This window comes from Catenulispora pinisilvae (assembly GCF_015356865.1).
GTDB lineage: Bacteria > Actinomycetota > Actinomycetes > Streptomycetales > Catenulisporaceae > Catenulispora > Catenulispora pinisilvae.
Map to the genome: position 1 here is coordinate 13,349 of NZ_JAAFZA010000017.1, position 17,508 is coordinate 30,856.

Consider the following 17,508-nt stretch of genomic DNA (forward strand, 5'->3'; position numbering starts at 1 on the left):
TAGTGCGCGCGGGCAGTTCCGATCACCGCATCAGAGCTTGTGGGACCAGTCGTGGGCGCAGCGGAAGCTGGGGAAATCCGGGAGGGCCTCCAGCACATCTCGTTCAAACAGCTGGTTGGCCGCGTCGTAAAGGGCTACGGCAGCCTGGAAGCCCGCGTCGCCGGCCGGGTCGGTCTCGTGAGTGGCGAGGTCGTTCCACAGCCCGGTCGCGACGACGCCCTGGGCGATGGCCGCGTTGACGGCTGTTATGTCCGTCGCGGAAAGGTAGGACGCCTGCCCCGTGCTCGCCCATGCACTCAGCATCCTCGCTCGGTCCACGCCCACCGCATACATCTGCTTCGCGAGGGTTGCTCGGTCGGCTGTCGTTTGGGCGAAGGAGTCCGTGGAGTCCTCACTCACCCACGGCACGCAAGCCTGCGCGGCGTTGTCGATGTAGTCGATGCGCCTGAGCTTGGCCTCGTAGGCGGTTTGGGCGGCGACCTGCTGCTGCGCTCTGGCCTGTATCGCGGCTTCCGACTTGGTGTAGCCCGTGAGGACACCGACGATCGAGGCCACGCTCGACGCCCCGGTCACCAGCGCCAGCAACCCCAGGACCGCGCCGATGTGGTCAACGGTCCATTTCGACTCGGTCTTCTTCGACTCAGTCTTCTTCGGCTTGGTCTTCGCTTCCCCCGTTTGTGAGGGCTTTGATTCGCTCACTCACAGCATGGTAGCCGGGACCATCCCCAGGCCGAACGGGCCGCGCGTGGCATGAGAGAGCGCCGAGAAACGTGTTGCGGCCGGCCCTCACCCCGCGTTGAAGTACGAAGCCTCCGGATGGTGCGCGACGATGGCATCCGTCGACTGCTCCGGATGCAGCTGGTACTCCTCGGAAAGCAGCACGTTGATCCGCTCCGGCTTCAGCAGCTCCACGATCTTCGTCCGGTCCTCCAGATCCGGGCACGCCGGATACCCGAACGAGTAGCGGCATCCGCGGTACTCCACCTTGAACAGCCCCTCCGTGGACTCCGGGTCCTCGGCGGCGTAGCCCAGTTCGTCCCGCACGCGGGCGTGCCAGTACTCGGCCAGGGCCTCGGCGAGTTGGACGGACAGGCCGTGCAGTTCCATGTACTCGCGGTAGGAGTTGGCGGCGAACAGTTCCGCGGTGGCTTCGGCGATGCGGGCACCGACGGTCACCAGTTGGAAGGGGGCCACGTCCAGTTCGCCGGTGTCCTGGGGGCGCCAGAAGTCGGACAGGCACAGGTGCCGGTCGCGGCGTTGGCGGGGGAAGGTGAAGCTGGTGCGCTGTTCGCCGCTTTCGTCGAGGATCAGGAGGCTGTCGCCCTTGCTGACGGCCGGGAAATAGCCGTAGACGACTGCCGCCTCAAGGAGGTTGTCGGTCTGGAGGCGCTCCAGCCACATGCGCAGGCGGGGGCGGCCTTCGGTCTCGACCAGTTCCTCGTAGGTCTTGCCGCCGGCGCCGCGGCCCGGCTTCAGGCCCCACTGGCCGAGGAACAGTGCGCGCTCGTCGATGTAGGGGGCGTACTCGGCCAGGCGGATCCCCTTGACCATGCGGTCGCCCCAGAACGGCGGGGTGGGGATCGGGTTGTCGACGGCGACGTCGGAGCGGGCGGGGATCGGTTCGGCGGGGAGCTCGCGGAGCGGGCCGGTGGCCTTCACGCGGCGGGGGCGCAGGGCCGGGAGCGCGGCGCCGGGGACGCCGGCCTTGACCGCCGCGACCGCGTCCATCAGGTTCAGGCCCTCGAAGGCGTCGCGGGCGTAGCGGACCTCGCCGTCGTAGAGTTCGGCGAGGTCCTGCTCGACGAAGGCGCGGGTCAGCGCGGCGCCGCCGAGCAGTACCGGCCAGCGGCCGGCGACGCCGCGGGTGTTCATCTCCTCCAGGTTCTCCTTCATCACCACCGTGGACTTCACCAGCAGCCCGGACATCCCGATGGCGTCGGCGGTGTGCTCCTCGGCGGCGTCCAGGATGGTCTGGAGCGGCTGCTTGATGCCGAGGTTGACCACGTTGTAGCCGTTGTTCGACAAGATGATGTCGACCAGGTTCTTGCCGATGTCGTGGACGTCGCCCTTCACCGTGGCCAGCACGATCGTGCCCTTGCCGGTCGAGTCCGACTTCTCCATGTGCGGCTCCAGGTGCGCCACGGCCGTCTTCATCGTCTCAGCGCTCTGCAACACGAAGGGCAGCTGCATCTCGCCGGAGCCGAACAGCTCGCCGACCGTCTTCATGCCGTCCAGCAGCACCTCGTTGACGATCTCCAGCGCGGGCCGCTCGGCCAGCGCGGTGTCCAGGTCGGCCTCCAGGCCCTTGCGCTCGCCGTCGATGATGCGCCGCTTGAGCCGGTCGTTGAGCGGCAGCGCGGCCAGCTCGTCGGCGCGCGAGGCCTTCTGCGAGGCGGCGTCCACGCCCTCGAACAGCTCCAGCAGCCGGGTCAGCGGGTCGTAGTCCTCGGCGCGGCGGTCGTAGACCAGGTCCAGGGCGACCTTGCGCTGGTCCTCCGGAATGCGGGCGATCGGCAGGATCTTGGAGGCGTGCACGATCGCCGAGTCCAGGCCGGCCTCGACGCACTCGTGCAGGAACACCGAGTTCAGCACCTGGCGCGCGGCCGGGTTCAGGCCGAAGGAGATGTTCGACAGGCCCAGCGTGGTCTGCACGTCCGGGTGCCGCCGCTTCAGCTCCCGGATCCCCTCGATGGTCTCCAGGCCGTCGCGCCGCGACTCCTCCTGCCCGGTACAGATCGTGAAGGTGAGACAGTCCACGAGGATCGAGTCCTCCGGCACGCCCCAGTTGCCGGTGATGTCCTCGATCAGCCGCTCGGCGATCGCCACCTTGTGCTCGGCGGTGCGGGCCTGGCCCTGCTCGTCGATGGTCAGGGCGATGACGCCGGCGCCGTGCCCGGAGACCAGTTCCATGATGCGCGCGAACCGCGACGTGGGGCCGTCCCCGTCCTCGTAGTTCACCGAGTTGATGACCGCGCGGCCGCCCAGTGTCTCCAACCCGGCCTGCAACACCTGCGGCTCGGTGGAGTCCAGCACGATCGGCAGCGTGGAGGCGGTGGCGAACCGGCTGGCGACCTGCCTCATGTCCTCGACGCCGTCCCGCCCGACGTAGTCGACGCACAGGTCGAGCATGTGCGCGCCGTCGCGGATCTGGTTGCGCGCGATCTCCACGCAGGCGTCCCAGTTCTCCGCCAGCAGCGCCTCGCGGAACGCCTTGGACCCGTTGGTGTTGGCCCGCTCGCCGATCGCCAGGTAGCTGATGTCCTGCCGGAAGGGAACGTGCTGGTACAGCGACGAAGCGCCGGGCTCGCGCCGCGCGTCCCGGGCCGGCACCTCACGCCCGCCCAGCCGCTCGGCCAGCTGACGCAGGTGCTCCGGCGTGGTGCCGCAGCAGCCGCCGATCAGCGAGACGCCGTACTGGTCGACGAACCGCTCGTGCCAGTCCGCGAGCTCCTCCGGGCTCAGCGGGTAGTGCGCGCCGTCGGAGGTGAGCACGGGAAGACCGGCGTTCGGCATACAGGACAAGCCGATCTGCGCGTGCTTGCCCAGGTAGCGGATGTGCTCGCTCATCTCGGCCGGGCCGGTGGAGCAGTTCAGCCCGATCCGCTCGATGCCCAGCGACTCCAGGGCGGTCAGCGCCGCGCCGACCTCGGTGCCCAGCAGCATCGTGCCGGTGGTCTCGAACGAGGCCTGGGCCCAGACCGGGATGTCGACGCCGGCCGCGCGCGCCGCCGCCTTGCAGCCGTGCACCGCGGCCTTGATCTGCAACAGGTCCTGGCTGGTCTCCACCAGCAGGGCGTCCGCGCCGCCGGCGATCAGCCCGGCGGCCTCGGCCTGGTAGGCGTCGCGCAGCGTGGTGTAGGCGATCTGCCCCAGAGAGGGCAGCTTCGTGCCGGGGCCGATGGAGCCGATCACCCAGCGCGGCCGGTCCGGGGTGGCGAAGCCGTCGGCGACCTCGCGCGCCAGCCGCGCCCCGGCCTCGGAGAGCTCGAAGATGCGGTCGGCGATGTCGTAGTCGCCGAGGTTGGTGTGGTTGGCGCCGAAGGTGTTGGTCTCCACGCAGTCCACGCCGGCCCGGAAGTACTCCTCGTGCACCGAGCGGACGATGTCGGGGCGGGAGACGTTCAGGATCTCGTTGCAGCCCTCGTGGCCCTGGAAGTCGTCGAGCGTCGGATTCTGCGCCTGCAACATGGTGCCCATGGCCCCGTCGGCCACCACCACCCGCCTCCGGAGGGCTTCGCGAAGTGCGGCGATCCGGGCGTTTCCGGCGTGCGCGGAAAGTACGGCGGTCGAGGCCATGACGGTTCCTCCGGGGTGAGCGGCTGCTCTAGCGTGACCAATTGGAGCTGATTCTAGTCCGCGGAGCGCGTCGGATCATGGAGTGTCCACGAAGTGGAGGGCCGCCACCTCGGCCACCTCGGCTATCACCGATTCGACCGGACCGGCCCCGGCGGCGAGTCGCCGCGCCACCGCGCGCCAGCGGTCCGGACACCCGTCGAGCTGCTCGGCGACCAGCGCTTCGAGCGGCAGGTGGCCGACGCGATCGAGCTCGGCCTCGGTGCGCAGCAGCTGGCAGCCGAACCCGTCGTCGTCCAGAGTGTCGATCCAGTGCCGGCGCGGCGCCTGCCGGGCGGCCTCGATCAGCGGGTCGGCGGAGCAGGCCGCCATGGAGGCGCGGACCTCGGGCATCGCCTGCTCCAGGGTTCCGACGCGGCGCAGTTCCAGCGCCCAGACCGGCTCCGGTCCGGCCGCCTCGGCGAGGGCGGCATACATACAGGTCAGCATCGGCGGCTCGACGGGGTCGGGGAAGAGCGCGAGGACCAGTTCGTGCAGCGGACCCGGGGCGTCGGTCAGCGCCCAGGCGAGGTCCATGAGCTGGTCCTGGGTAGCGCCGCGCACCCACCACGCCAAGCGCACGCGGTTCTGCCCCTCGCGATCCATGGAGCGGAAGGCCCGCCCGGCGACGTGTGGCGAGGTGAGCGGGAGGCCGAAGATGTCGGCGGCGTGGCCGGGCAGCACCCGCTCCAGCATCGAGTCCGGGCACAGCTTGTTCTTGACCAGCCACAACACCTGTTCGTCAGTGCCGCCGGTGATGACGTGCTCGATCAGCGGACGGCAGAGCGGGCCGCCGGAGAGCATCAACTCCCACTGGCCCTCGGGTGTCCCCGGGCCGCGGACGGCCGGCGGTACGTCGAGATCGGCGAGGTAGCGGGCTGCGATGCCGCGCGGGGCCAGGGCCAGCAGGACGTTCTGCGCGGCGTGCTCGGATCGGGTCTCGCGGATGAAGCGCCACACCCGCGGGGTGGCGTCATCACCGTGGAGGAGTTCGGCGAACGTGCCCCGAAAAGTGCCGCCGAGGGCGATCACGGCAGCCCAGCTTTCGTAGTCCTCGCCCAGTTCCTCGGTCAGGCGCCGCGCGAGCAGGACTCTGATGTCCCCGGTGGCGCGGCGGACCCAGGGCCGCAGCCGGTCGGCGGGCGTGCAGACGGCGAGCGCCAAGGTGAGGGCCGCCGGCCGGGTGTGCTCGACCAGGTGCTCGGCGCTCAGTGTGCCGCCGCAGAGCGCTTCGAGCGCGGCGGAACGCAGGCGGGGCAGGAAGTCGTTCCAGTGGTCGGCGTCCTCGACCTCGGTCAGGGCCCGGAGGTAGGCGTCGAGGGTGAGGGGGCGGCGCGGGACGAACTCCGGTTGCTCGACCAGGCGGCGCGCCAGTATCCGGTGCGCCTGTGCGGGGCCGTGTCCGGAGATGTGGGCGACGACCGCCGGGGCCAGCGGCAACGCGACGGTCGTGACGGCTTCGGCGAGTTGGTCGGGGCTGAGGGCGTCGAGGGCGGCCGCGACGTCGGCCCGCCGGGCCGAGCCGAGCAGGCGGAGCACCGCGGCGGGGCCGGGCACCGCGTCCGGGGCCTCAGCCGCCAGCCGCTCACTCTTGGTCGGCCAGACCGACGGGCACTCGCTGTGCGCCGTCGGCGCCGGTGCAGACGTCGCATCTCCCACCCGGGCATCCTGCCCTGCCGTGAGCCGGGTGGAACAGCCGCCCCGTCCCAGTAAGCGCTACGCCAAGCGCTACGCCCCCACGGTCAAGATGGTGCTGACCATCTTCAGCCAGCGGGTGTGGAACCGGGTCACCAGGATGTCCGGGATGAGCGGCATCACGGCCGGCTGGTACTTGTCCGTCAGCTCCGAGCCGGCGATCCGCTGGGTCAGCCGGGCGCCCTTGAGCCGCGTGCGCTCGTACTCGGCCAGCCCGGCGGCCAGGTCGCCGGGCTTCACCCGCAGCCCGCGGGCCAGCGCCCAGGCGTCCTCCAGCGCCTGGTTGGCGCCCTGGGCCACGGTCGGCGGCATGGTGTGCGCGGCGTCGCCGAGCAGCACCACGCGGCCCCGGCTCCAGCCGCGGCCCACCTTCTGGCGCCGGTGGGCGAAGAACTCGATCTGCGAGTCGTCGGCGGCGGCCAGCGTCTGGGCCACCGGCGAGGCCCAGTGGCCGAAGCGCTCCTTGAGCATGGCCAGCGCCGAGACCGGCTGCGGGTCATCCTGGTTCCAGGGCCGGTCGAACCACCACATGACCAGGCCGTCGCCGGCCGGCAGCAGCCCGCACATGCCCTCGCGGCCGACGACCATCAGGCCGCGGGTGGAGCGGGCGGTCTCGATGTCGACCGGGGTCAGGCCCTGCCAGGTGGCGAAGCTTGCCGGGCGCGTCGGGTCACCGAACACCGTCTCGCGCAGTACCGAGCGCGAGCCGTCGGCGGCGATCACCAGCTCGGCGGTGACCGAGGTGCCGTCGTCGAAGCCGACCTCGGCCTGGTCCGGGGTCTGGCTCACGCCGACCGCGCGCTTGTCGAAGTGCACGGTGCCCGGCGGCAGGCCGTGGGCCAGCCGCCGGATGATCTCGCGCCGGGGTGAGGAGCGGTGCGGGAAGCCGTACCGGTCGGCCGCGTGGGCGACGTCTATGTCCATCAGGGTGCGGCCGTCCGTGCCGCGCACCGTGGCCAGGATGTCGATCGGCGCGCCGAGGTCGGCGTAGGGGACGCCGAGCGCGTTGAGCACCGCCGTGCCGTTGCTCCAGAGCGTGAGCGCCGCACCGGACGTGCGCAGCGCTTCGGCGCGTTCGTAGCACGCCACCTGGTGTCCGTCCGCGATCAGCGCCCGCGCCACGGCCAGTCCGCCGATCCCCGCCCCGATTATCGCCACCTGCATGATGACCCCTCCTCGGTACCACCGATTGATACCACCACAGCCATAGTACTATCACGGCTCCGGTATCATCCACCGGGTGATGGCCCCGCCCCCGAACCTCGCCCGCCGCCGCGCCCTCGCCGACGGCGCGCTGCGCGTCCTGGCCGCCTCCGGCCTGCACGGCTTCAGCCACCGCGCGGTCGACGCCGCCGCCGAACTGCCGCCCGGGACCGCCGCGAACTACTTCGGCAGCCGGGACGCGCTGCTGGGCGCGGCCGCCGAACGGGTGCTGGAGCTGCACGAGGAGGACATGGCCGCCGCCCACGGCCTGGTCGTCGGGCCGGTGGACCGGGAAGGGCTGATCGGGCTGCTGGCGATGTCGCTGGAGATGTCGGCGAAGCTGCACCGGGAGCGCTATCTGGCGGTGTACGAGCTCACACTGGAGGCCACGCGGCGGCCCGCGCTCCAGGAGACGTTGGACGCGATCAACCGGGCCGCGGTCGACTACAGCTACGAGCAGCACCAGGCGCTGGGGTTGAAGACCTCGCGCGAGGACGTGCAGACCCTGGCCACGCTGTTCGGCGGGGCGCTGTTCACGCTGGTCTCCCGGCAGCCCGGAGAGGTCGACGCGGCGACGTGTGTCGCCTTGGCGCGGGCGATGGTGGCCGGAATCGCCGAATGAGGGAACCCACTTAGGCCCGCGTATAGGCCCGCGGGCATGACAGACAACGCCCGCCACGAGAGATCGTGGCGGGCGTCGGAGGCGGACCGGTGGCTGTCGACGACCGGTCGGTCCGTCTGTCTTTCCCTTCGGTCACCGGCTTCAGAGCAACTGGTTACGGCCCATTCCCGACCGTTCCAGCCAAACCGCCGGCACCGTCTTGCAGAACCGCATCCTACTTCTGGAGGCAGCCTGCTTCCGGGCTACTCACGGACTACTTCCGGGCCTTGAAACCGGCCCCGGGCTCCATCGAGAACGAGCCGTTGCTCAGCGCGGTGGGGCCGTAGCCGCCGCTGGTCAGGGCCTGCGGGTTGGTCGAGTCGAAGACCTGGCCGTCGACGGTCACGTTGCTGAAGTCCTGCTGGGAGAACGACGGGTAGCTCGACGTCGGCGACTCGATGACCGCCTCGGCGCTGGCGTCCTGGCCGTTGTACTGCTGCTGGGTGGTCTCGGTCCAGCCGGCGGTGTTGTCGGTCAGGGTGATGGTGTAGTTGCCGCCGCCGCTGTCGGCCACGCTGCCGGTGAAGGAGTCGCCGGCCGAGACCGGGTCGTTCCAGTAGACCGGCTGCGCCGGGTACATCTCGTACCAGGCCGAGTAGACCGGGCTGCCCGAGGAGCAGTCGGTCTGCACGCCGGTCTGCTCCACGCTCTCCGAGCCGTAGCCGTCGATGCCGACCCACGGCGCGTACAGGTCGTTGCTGGTGTTGCAGGTGACCTGCGGCTCGGTCCAGGAGCCGGAGATGCTGGTGAAGTTGCCGGTGGCGACGTAGCCGCCCCAGTTGCTGTCCTGGAAGTTCTTCACGTTCCGGTGGTGGCCGAACGATATCGGGCTGTGGTGCGCGGCGGCGGCCGGGGTGGCGGCGCCGCTGCCGACGACCAGCGCCCCGCACGCGACCGCGACGGCGGCGAGTCGGGTGCGGCGCAGGCCACGGAGGTGGGGGGCGAGGGAGGTGTGCATGGGGTATCTCCAGTTCCGATGAATGGACGGGGACTGATTGGTCAGTCTCGGAACCGAACGGCCGGTTGGGAACGTGTGGACATGGGCCGATGGCGGACATGGCCGGTCGCGGCCTAGGTGCGGCGAGAGGTGTCCGGGCTGTTGAGCGGGCCGGCCGGGGGCGGCGGGAGGCGGCTGGAGTGCTGGTTTTGCCATCGTTTGGGATGTTCGTTGCCATCGGCTGAATCGGCGGCGGACCGGTGCGGCGCTTCAGTCCAGCAACCCCAACTGAGCGGCCCTGGCCCCCGCCGCGAACCGGCTGCGCACCCCCAGCGTCTCCAGCGTCTGCGCGACCAGGCGGCGCAGCGTCCGCTCCGAGCACCCGAGCTGGCGCGCTATAGCCTCGTCCTTCGCGCCGGTCGCCAGCGCCCGCAGCAGCCTGACGTGCACGGCCGTCAGCTCCTCGCCCTGATCGCCGCCCGCGCCGACGAAGGTCGCGTACTTCTCCGCGCCGACCCACAGGTGCTCGAACGCCGCCAGCAGACAGCGCCCGACCACCGCGCTGCGGATCACCACGTCGCACGGCTCCTCGGCGTCCGCACCCGGGGTGACCACCACCGAGCCGTCGAGCACCAGCATCTGGAGCGGGATGGCGTCGGCGACGCGCACCTGGCCGCCGGTGCGTTCCAACGCGCTGAGATACGCCCCCGCGCCGGCCCGGCGCGCGGCGGTGCGCGACACCAACATGCGGAAGCCCACCCCGCGCCGCAGCAGTTCCAGGTCCACCTTCAGGCTCTCGCGCAGCACGTCGTTCGGGGCCAGCGCGGGATGCATCGCGACCGCCTCCTGGCGGTTGAGCGGTGCGCGGTCGTCCAGCCAGTGCCGGAGTTGGGCGCGGTCGGTGAAGCGCAGGACCTCCACCCGCTCGGACTCGAAGCTCGGGGGCGCTCCGGAGACCAGGTCCGCCAGGTCGGCGACGGCGCCGCGCCAGCGCTCGACCTCCTCGGCCATCCGGCCCAGGCCGCCGCGCGCCTGCGCCAGGACGTCCAGCACCGCGTGCTCGGGGAGCGCCACCGCGCCGTCGTCGGGGGTCAGCAGGCTGCGCTCGCCGAGCCATTCCACGCCGGCGCGCGCCTCGTCTTCGGAGACGTCCAGACCCGAGGCGACGGCCGCCACCGGATCGGCCTGGGCCGGGCGGCCGGCGGCCAGGAGCCGGTATGCACGGTGCGCGGTAGTAGCCGGGTCCGGTGGGCGTAGTCCACGGCCTGACACGTTGGTCACCGTAGTCCGGTGAGAGCGAAGCGTAAAGGACGGGTCACTGCGTGAGTGCACTACTATCCGGCGCGTTGGCCGATGTAAAGGATGTTTGACAGTCGCCCGATGTAAAGCGTACTTTCCACTTATGCGGAACGACATGCGGGCACTGCGGCAAGCCAAGGGTCTGTCGCAGCAGGACCTGGGGCAGGCCCTCGGGGTGTCGCGGCAGACGGTGAACGCGATCGAGCAGTCGCGCTACGCCCCCTCGCTCCCCCTGGCGATCCGCATCGCCCGGTATTTCGGCACAACAGTGGAGGGGATGTTCCATGTCGACGGATGCTGACGCGGAAGCGGAGGAGACCGCGCGCAGGCGCGGCGGCCGGCGGGGGCCGTGGATCGTGCCGGTGACCGCGATCGTCATGGGCGGGGTGTTCCTTGCGATCTACCTGGGCCACCACAAGGTCGGGATGGCGGTCGGCGGGCTGGCCGTCATGCTCGGCTACGCGGCGATCCTGGTCTTCGGCTCCCGGCGCTCGGAGGCGCTGTCGCTGCTGCGCGGCAAGAGCAGCGACGAGCGGGGCCGGTCGATCGAGCAGCGCGCGGCCTCGGTGACGCTGCACGTGCTGGCCCTGGTGCTGGTCGGAGGTTACATCGTCTCCATGATCCAGGGCCGCGGGCAGGACACGTGGGCCAACCTGTGCGCGGTGCTGGGCGGGGTCTACATCCTGTCCACGATCATCCTGACCCGGCGCGGCTGAGAGCACGGGCCGGTACACAGCGCGGTGCCGTGGCGCGGAACCCAACATTCCACGCCACGGCACCGTGATTGGTCAGTACCGGTAGATCTTCAGAACCGGTGGGCCAACAGATCCGGTGGATCCTCAGCACCAATAGATCTTCAGCCGGCAGGCCTCAGTACCAATCGATGACCGTCACCTCGGAGCTGGGCACCCAGGCCTCGCGGTGGTTGTAGTCGATCCCGAACCACAGGTTCTTCGTCCCGTCCTCGAACACCGACTTCGGCGCGGCCCACAGCGAGCCGGTCGGGGCGGTGCCGATGATGTCGGAGGCGTCGGTGGTCGGCCGGCCGTAGACGCCGATCGTCGCCCCGGCGGTGCTGGGCTTCAGGCTCACCACGTAGGAGTGCACGGGCACCGCCGAACCGGCCGGTACCGCCAGCCACGCCTTCTTCGCGTCCGCGCTGTAGCTCGGCGTGGAGTTGCCGAGCTGGTCGTTCTCGCCGTACCAGATCTCGTACATGGTCATCCCGGTCCCGGCCTGGTCCGGCTGGGAGGCCAGGGAGTAGTACGGCATCTGGGTCTCGACGTTCGTGGTCTCGTCCGTCGGATCGGTGCCCGGCGCGCCGGGGATCACCGCGTCCTTGGTACTGGGACCGGTGTAGAGGGTGAAGAAACTGTTGTTGGCCGTCGTCTCGGTCCCGTTCGGGCCGTCCGGTGCCTGGTCGCTGCTCGGGTCGACCCGGAACAGGCCGGCCGCCGGGGTGTTCCCGGTCGGGTAGGCGACGCCCAGGGAGTGGATCAGCCCGAAGTAGTAGTCCCACAGCCAGTACTTGCCCGGGTCGACGTGGTTCGGCGAGGTGCCCAGCGTCGGCGAGGGGGTGGTGCCGTGCGAGTTGATGTGGGCGTGGTCCAGCGGGATGTTGTACTTGTTCAGCAGGTACGCCGTCAGCTTGGCCGAGGCCAGGTACTCGGTGGCGTTGTACCACTGGTAGCCGGTGGCGTCGATGCCCGCGTGCTCGATGCCCACGGCGTGCTCGTTGTACCAGAAGTTGCCCGCGTGGTAGGCGATGTCCTTCTCTCTGAGCGTCTGGTAGACCGTGCCGTCGCTGTCGACGACGTAGTGCACGCTGACGCCGCTGTTGATGTCCTGGAACGTGCTGATCGCGTCGGCGGCGGTGCCCTCGATGTCGTGGATGGTCACGTCGTACAGGGCGAAGCTCGAGGGCCGGTTCGAGCTCTGATAGGTGCACGCGCCGCTGACTGTGTTGCAGTCATAGGTCGTGGGCACCACGCAGTCCACGGCCGACGGGTAGTCGACGTTGCTGTCCTGCGTGCAGCCGGCCGGCAGCGCCGCCGGCGCCAGCGGCACGGAGTCCAGCTTGGACTTGTCCGGCAGGACCGCCTGCGGCGCCAGGGTCACCTGGGAACCGTCGTCGGCCGTGCCGCTGAAGCCGGTCTGGATCAACTGGAACGCGGCGTCGGCGTACATGCCGGCCACCGAACGCGAGGAGGCGTGGCTGTAGGCGGCGATCGGCCCGTACCAGCCGGCCAGCGTCGCCGGGAGCTTCGGCGCCAGGGTCAGCGCCGCGGCGCGCAGCACCGCCGCGCCGCCGCGGATGTTGGCGGCCGTGTCGTGTTGCAGGGCGCTGACACTGAGCCCGGTCAGCTTGGCGGCCTGGTCCAGGGTGTCGGTCTTGTCGTTCTTCACCAGGTTCATGCAGCCGTAGCCGTTGTCGATGCTGGGCTGACCGCTGTGCGCGCTCAGCCGGCCCTCCAGGTAGCAGACCGATTCCAGCACCTGCTGTGGTACCCCGTAGGTGTGCGCCGCATCGGCGAAGGCCGCGTTGACACCGCCGCCGCCGGCCGTCCCGGCCCGGGCCGGAGCGCCGCTCAGGCCGAACGTGAGCAGCGCGGCGGCGGCCAGCGCCAGCGCCGCCACGCGCCGGCGGGCACCACGGGCCCGGCTCGTATCCCGTCTCATCATCTGTCGCTAACACCGTCCAGACTTCGTGGGGTGGGGGTATCAGAGTCCGGATCGACTCCTCGGACATGGTGCGGCCGGCACCGCGGTTTGTCACGCAAAATCAACAAGAAACCAAGATGATTCTTGACGGGTGCTGGGGTGACTGCCACACTCCCGGTTCGGGGAGGGCCCCAGCACCGCCGAGGATCACCCGGAGGCAGTCATGCGCAGCGCCCACACACCTCGCACCCGGCGCGCACTGCGCGCCGCGAGGGCCCTGACCTGCGCGGCAGTGCTGACCACGACCGGCGTCGCGGGCACCGGGACCGGGGCGGCCGCGGCGCACAGTGCCCGCCCGGCTCCGACGACCGCCCGGACCACCGCCGGGGCCGGCGCCGCAGGGGCCGCGGGGGCCGCGACGACCGACGGCGAGCGCGTCAACTTCCACAAGTGGACCACCCAGGCCGACTTCCAGGCCGGCACCGCGGCCGGGGTCACAGCCCTGGCCGGCGACCGGGCCGGCATCGCCATCTCCAGCACCGTCGGGACTATGCGCTATAAGGACCCTTACCTTCACACCACCAAAACCTACGCCTTCAGCACCTGGACCTCGCCGACCTACACGCCGGGATTCGGCGCCACCGAGCTGGTCTCGTCCTGGGACGCGCAGACCCCGGCCGGCACCTGGCTGCGAGTCGAGCTGAACGCGACGATGGAGGACGGGCACCAGACCGGCTGGCTGGACATGGGCGACTGGGCTTCCGGCGACACGGACATCGACCGCACCTCGACCAGCCCTTCGGCCGGGGTCTACGGCCAGGTCGACACCGACACCTTCAACGCCGCGGCCGGGCACTCGGTGCAGGCCTACCAGCTGCGGGCCACGCTGTACCGGCTGCCGGCCGGCACTGCCTCGCCGCGGCTGTGGCAGCTCGGCGCGTTCGCCTCGGCCGTGCCGGCCCGCACCGGCGTCACGCCGAGCCCGCTCGGCGGCGCCGAGGGCACCGAGCTGGCGGTTCCGCGATACTCGCAGCAGATCCACGTCGGGCAGTACAACCAGTACGGCGGGGGCGGGGACGCGTGGTGCAGCCCGACGTCCAGCGAGATGATCACCGAGTACTGGGGCGACGGGCCGAGCGCGGCGGACCTGGCGTGGGTGGATCCGTCCTACGCCGACCCGAGCGTGGACTACGCGGCCCGCTCGACCTATGACTACGCCTACCAGGGCACCGGCAACTGGCCCTTCAACGCCGCCTACGCCGCGCACTACGGGCTGGACGCCGAGATCGTCCAGCTGTCCTCGGTCGACGACCTGGAGACGCTGGTCAAGGCCGGGATCCCGGTGGCCATCTCAGTGGCCTTCGACAACGGCGAGCTGACCGGTTCCGGCTACGGCACCGCCGGACACCTGATGGTGGTCGCCGGGTTCACCGCGACCGGGGACTTCATCGTCGACGACCCGTTCTCGCCCTCGGACGCCGCGGTACGGCACGTCTACCAGCGCGGCCAGCTGGAGAACATCTGGCTGCGGACATACTGGACCCGCCCGGACGGCACCACCGGCTCCGGCTCCGGCGGCGTGGCCTACGTCTACAAGCCGCACGACCTGGCGCTGCCGCCGGTCGCGGATCCGAACAACCCGACCTGGTGAGCCGGGCCCGCCCGCTTCCTCAAAGTCTCAGTGCCGGTCGGGTTCCCAAGCCCGTTGAGCTTCGCACCCCCATCAGGCTCAGAGCGATCAGGCACAGAGGGATCAGGCTCAGAGCTCAGTCGAGCTCGGAGCCGGTCGGCGCGACGATCACCCGGGTCCCGCTCTGTTCCAGCGCGCGCACCGCCTCGGGGTCGGCCCCGGAGTCGGTGACGATCGCGGTGACCGCGGACAGCGGGCACACCCGGCCGACCGCGACCCGGCCGAGCTTGGCGCCGTCGGCGAGCACGTAGACGGCCTGGGCCTGGGCCAAGATCGCCTGCCGGACCGGGATCTCCTCCAGCCGGTCGCTGGTCACCCCGGCCTTGAGGTGCACGCCGGAGGCCGCGATGAAGGCCCGGTCGGCGAAGAAGCGCTCGAAGAACTTCTCCGAGCCCGGGCCGACGCAGGACAGGTCGTCGCGCCGCACCTGACCGCCGGCCAGGTGCACCTCGACGCCCTCCCGGCCGGCCAGCTCGGCGGCGGTCGGCAGCGCGACGCACAGAGCCCGGCCGCTGAACGTGGCGGGCAGCGCGCGGGCCGTCTCGGCAACCGTGGTGCCCAGGTCGAAGACCAGCGTCTCCCCCGGTTCGACCAGCGCGGCGACCGCGGCGGCGATGGCCCGCTTGGGGTCCAGCCGGGCGATGGCCCGCTCGTCGGCGCCGGGTTCCCAGCCCCGGGTCTCCTGCGCGACGGCTCCGCCGTAGACCCGGCGCAGGATGCCGCGCTCCTCCAGAACCTGCAGGTCGCGGCGGATGGTCTCGCCGGAGACGCCGTAACGGGCGGCCAGGTCCTCGACCCGCACTCGGGTGTCGCGGCGCAGCTGCGCGGCGATGCGCAGGCGGCGCTCCTCGGGGAGGACCGCGTCGAGCAGTTCTTCCTTCATCTCCTCGGGACTCCACTGGCCGGGGCGGGCAGCGTGCGGACGCACGCTGCCCCCAGCGTAGTGGGGCACGCTCCAGAGGGAAGGCCGACGTCCCTGGCCATCAGCAGAATATGTGGTTTCTTGGCCGAACAATACGTGGACTCTTGACGACTCCTCAAGGAATTGCCACACTCGGCGCACGACTTACGCGGAATCTCAACTCTCCGCCCTCTTAACACCGCAGGGCTGCACCAATTCGCTGTGAGGATGCCATGCCTTTCCCAAACCCCCGACGACGTGCTTTCGCCCTGGCGGCGGCCCTGGCCGGGGCGGCGGTGCTGAGCGCTCCGGCCGCCGCCGCGTCCGGACCGGCGCAGGCGCGCGGCGCACATAGCCAGAGCGCTTACTCCCAGGCGGATCCGACCGCGGTCTCCAGCAGCGGCAAGACCCTGACCGTCGGGGTCACCAGCACCATCGACTCGCTGTCGCCGTTCCTGGCCCAGCGCGCGCTGCCGACCCAGATCCACCGGCTGATGTACGACTTCCTCACGAACTACGACCCGACCGACGACCATCCGATCGGCGCGCTGGCGACCTCCTGGACCACCTCGGCCGACAAGCTGACCTGGACCTACACCATCCGCGACGGGATGAAGTGGTCCGACGGGCAGCCGGTGACCGCGGCCGACGCGGCCTGGACCTACAACCTGATGATGACCAACCCCGACGCGGCCACCGCGAACGGCAACTTCGTCGCCAACTTCGCCAAGGTGACGGCGACCGGGAACCAGCTGGTCATCACCTTGAAGCAGCCGCAGTCCACGATGCTGGCGCTGGACGTGCCGATCGTGCCGGAGCACATCTGGGCCGGGCACGTGAAGGACATCGGCACCTTCAACAACGACACCCAGTTCCCGGTGGTCGGCGACGGTCCGTTCATCCTCACCGGCTACCAGAAGGACCAGTACCTGACGCTGGACGCCAACCCGAACTACTGGCGCGGCAAGCCGGCCTTCGACCACCTGGTCTTCAAGTTCTACAAGGACGCCGACTCCGAGGTGGAGGCCCTGAAGAAGGGTGAGGTCGACTTCGTCGACGGCCTGACCCCGGCGCAGTACGAGTCGCTCAAGGGCCAGTCCAACATCGTCACCAACGACGCCCCCGGCAAGCGCTTCTACGCGCTGGCGGTCAACCCCGGCGCCACCACCACGACCGGGCAGCCGTTCGGCGACGGCAGCCCGGCGTTGCAGAACCAGCAGTTCCGCCAGGCGCTGATGTACGCGATCGACACCAAGACCCTGGTCACCAAGACCCTCGGCGGCTACGGCACGACCGGCAGCGGCTACATCCCGCCGGTGTTCTCCACCTATCACTGGAGTCCGGACCCGTCATCGGCCTACACCTACGACCCGGCCAAGGCCAACCAGATGCTGGACGCCGCCGGGTTCAAGAAGGGCTCGGACGGGATGCGGACGATGCCCGACGGCAAGCCGCTGAACCTGCGCCTGATGGGCGAGACCAACCGGCCCGACGACACCCAGGACGCGACCTACGTCGCCGAATTCCTCAAGGCCGTCGGCATCGCCACCACGACCACGCTGGTGGACCAGGGCAAGCTCGGCGACACCGAGGTGGCCGGCAACTTCGACCTGGCCTTCGACAGCTGGACGGCGAACCCGGACCCGGACGCCGTGCTGTCGATCCAGACCTGCGCCACCCGCCCCAGCGCCCCCGGCAAGTCCGCCGCCACCGACGACTTCCTGTGCGACAAGAACTTCGACGCGCTGTACGCCAAGCAGATCACCGAGTACGACCCGGCCACGCGCGCCAGTGACGTCAAGCAGATGGAGCAGGTGCTCTACACCGACGCCTATATCAACGTCCTGTACTACCCGGACGTCCTGGAGGCCTACCGGTCCGACGTGATCGGCTCGTGGGACAAGCAGCCGCAGCCCAAGGGCGTGTACTGGGGCCAGGACGGTTACTGGTCCTTCTGGTCCGCCAAGCCCGCCGCCGCGTCGGCCGCCTCGGGGTCCTCGTCGAAGTCCTCGTCGAGCTCCACCGGACTGATCGTCGGCGTCGTGGTCGTGGTCGTGGTGGTCCTGGGCGGCGGCCTGGTGCTGATGCGCCGGCGACGCACCGCGAGCGCCGAAGAACGCGAGTAGCAC

General features: G+C 70.5%; 13 protein-coding genes. 5 read left to right on the forward strand and 8 right to left on the reverse strand.

The genetic code is table 11. The features are described from left to right. Window positions 1-30 precede the first annotated feature (30 nt). The 4 genes from IZR01_RS07150 to IZR01_RS07165 all read right to left on the reverse strand — a co-directional run bounded on the left by IZR01_RS07150 (window position 31) and on the right by IZR01_RS07165 (window position 7,191). Window positions 31-699 carry a hypothetical protein gene (locus IZR01_RS07150; protein WP_194923347.1) on the reverse strand — a complete coding sequence of 223 codons (669 nt, stop codon included), beginning with the start codon at window positions 697-699 and terminating at the stop codon, window positions 31-33. Window positions 700-786: 87 nt separating this feature from the next. Next, window positions 787-4,296: a methionine synthase gene (metH, locus tag IZR01_RS07155; protein ID WP_194923348.1), complete on the reverse strand. Its 3,510-nt coding sequence runs from the start codon at window positions 4,294-4,296 to the stop codon at window positions 787-789. A gap of 75 nt (window positions 4,297-4,371) precedes the next feature. Continuing rightward, window positions 4,372-5,991, reverse strand: coding sequence for a hypothetical protein (locus tag IZR01_RS07160; RefSeq protein WP_194923349.1), 1,620 nt, complete (start codon window positions 5,989-5,991; stop codon window positions 4,372-4,374). Window positions 5,992-6,060: 69 nt separating this feature from the next. After that, window positions 6,061-7,191, reverse strand: coding sequence for an FAD-dependent oxidoreductase (locus IZR01_RS07165; RefSeq protein WP_194894548.1), 1,131 nt, complete (start codon window positions 7,189-7,191; stop codon window positions 6,061-6,063). Window positions 7,192-7,270: 79 nt separating this feature from the next. Here IZR01_RS07165 and IZR01_RS07170 point away from each other — a divergent pair, with 79 nt between their 5' ends. Continuing rightward, window positions 7,271-7,852: a TetR/AcrR family transcriptional regulator gene (locus tag IZR01_RS07170; protein WP_228554642.1), complete on the forward strand. Its 582-nt coding sequence runs from the start codon at window positions 7,271-7,273 to the stop codon at window positions 7,850-7,852. Window positions 7,853-8,105: 253 nt separating this feature from the next. Here the strand turns inward: IZR01_RS07170 and IZR01_RS07175 are convergent, their stop codons facing one another. Then, window positions 8,106-8,849, reverse strand: a complete 744-nt coding sequence (locus IZR01_RS07175) for a G1 family glutamic endopeptidase (protein ID WP_194923350.1) — start codon at window positions 8,847-8,849, stop codon at window positions 8,106-8,108. Window positions 8,850-9,098: 249 nt separating this feature from the next. Next, a complete protein-coding gene (locus tag IZR01_RS53015; protein WP_194894551.1) occupies window positions 9,099-10,100 on the reverse strand; it encodes a helix-turn-helix transcriptional regulator in 1,002 nt (333 codons plus the stop codon). A gap of 130 nt (window positions 10,101-10,230) precedes the next feature. Between IZR01_RS53015 and IZR01_RS07185 the strand changes: the two genes are divergently transcribed. Next, on the forward strand, window positions 10,231-10,428 hold the full coding sequence (locus IZR01_RS07185) for a helix-turn-helix transcriptional regulator (protein ID WP_194894552.1): 198 nt from the start codon (window positions 10,231-10,233) through the stop codon (window positions 10,426-10,428). Then, complete coding sequence (locus IZR01_RS07190; RefSeq protein WP_194894553.1) at window positions 10,412-10,843, forward strand: DUF2178 domain-containing protein; 432 nt, start codon at window positions 10,412-10,414, stop codon at window positions 10,841-10,843. Before IZR01_RS07185 ends, IZR01_RS07190 begins: the two co-directional genes overlap by 17 nt. A gap of 154 nt (window positions 10,844-10,997) precedes the next feature. On the opposite strand, the gene IZR01_RS07195 is transcribed toward IZR01_RS07190, so the two are convergent. Beyond that, window positions 10,998-12,809, reverse strand: a complete 1,812-nt coding sequence (locus IZR01_RS07195) for an N-acetylmuramoyl-L-alanine amidase (protein WP_228554640.1) — start codon at window positions 12,807-12,809, stop codon at window positions 10,998-11,000. A gap of 202 nt (window positions 12,810-13,011) precedes the next feature. On the opposite strand from IZR01_RS07195, the gene IZR01_RS07200 reads away from it, so the two are divergent. Beyond that, window positions 13,012-14,439, forward strand: a complete 1,428-nt coding sequence (locus IZR01_RS07200; RefSeq protein WP_194923351.1) for a C39 family peptidase — start codon at window positions 13,012-13,014, stop codon at window positions 14,437-14,439. Window positions 14,440-14,554: 115 nt separating this feature from the next. Here IZR01_RS07200 and IZR01_RS07205 read toward each other — a convergent pair whose 3' ends face one another. After that, window positions 14,555-15,430 carry a DeoR/GlpR family DNA-binding transcription regulator gene (locus IZR01_RS07205; RefSeq protein ID WP_194923352.1) on the reverse strand — a complete coding sequence of 292 codons (876 nt, stop codon included), beginning with the start codon at window positions 15,428-15,430 and terminating at the stop codon, window positions 14,555-14,557. 182 nt (window positions 15,431-15,612) lie between these two features. Here IZR01_RS07205 and IZR01_RS07210 point away from each other — a divergent pair, with 182 nt between their 5' ends. Continuing rightward, a complete protein-coding gene (locus IZR01_RS07210; protein ID WP_194923353.1) occupies window positions 15,613-17,505 on the forward strand; it encodes an ABC transporter substrate-binding protein in 1,893 nt (630 codons plus the stop codon). The last annotated feature ends 3 nt before the right edge of the window (window positions 17,506-17,508 follow it).

Coding starts and splice junctions, on each gene's coding strand:
- metH (WP_194923348.1), bottom strand. CDS start 4,296: ATGGCCTCGACCGCCGTACTTTCCGCGCACGCCGGAAACGCCCGGATC.
- IZR01_RS07165 (WP_194894548.1), bottom strand. CDS start 7,191: ATGCAGGTGGCGATAATCGGGGCGGGGATCGGCGGACTGGCCGTGGCG.
- IZR01_RS07170 (WP_228554642.1), top strand. CDS start 7,271: ATGGCCCCGCCCCCGAACCTCGCCCGCCGCCGCGCCCTCGCCGACGGC.
- IZR01_RS07175 (WP_194923350.1), bottom strand. CDS start 8,849: ATGCACACCTCCCTCGCCCCCCACCTCCGTGGCCTGCGCCGCACCCGA.
- IZR01_RS07185 (WP_194894552.1), top strand. CDS start 10,231: ATGCGGAACGACATGCGGGCACTGCGGCAAGCCAAGGGTCTGTCGCAG.
- IZR01_RS07190 (WP_194894553.1), top strand. CDS start 10,412: ATGTCGACGGATGCTGACGCGGAAGCGGAGGAGACCGCGCGCAGGCGC.
- IZR01_RS07195 (WP_228554640.1), bottom strand. CDS start 12,809: ATGATGAGACGGGATACGAGCCGGGCCCGTGGTGCCCGCCGGCGCGTG.
- IZR01_RS07200 (WP_194923351.1), top strand. CDS start 13,012: ATGCGCAGCGCCCACACACCTCGCACCCGGCGCGCACTGCGCGCCGCG.
- IZR01_RS07210 (WP_194923353.1), top strand. CDS start 15,613: ATGCCTTTCCCAAACCCCCGACGACGTGCTTTCGCCCTGGCGGCGGCC.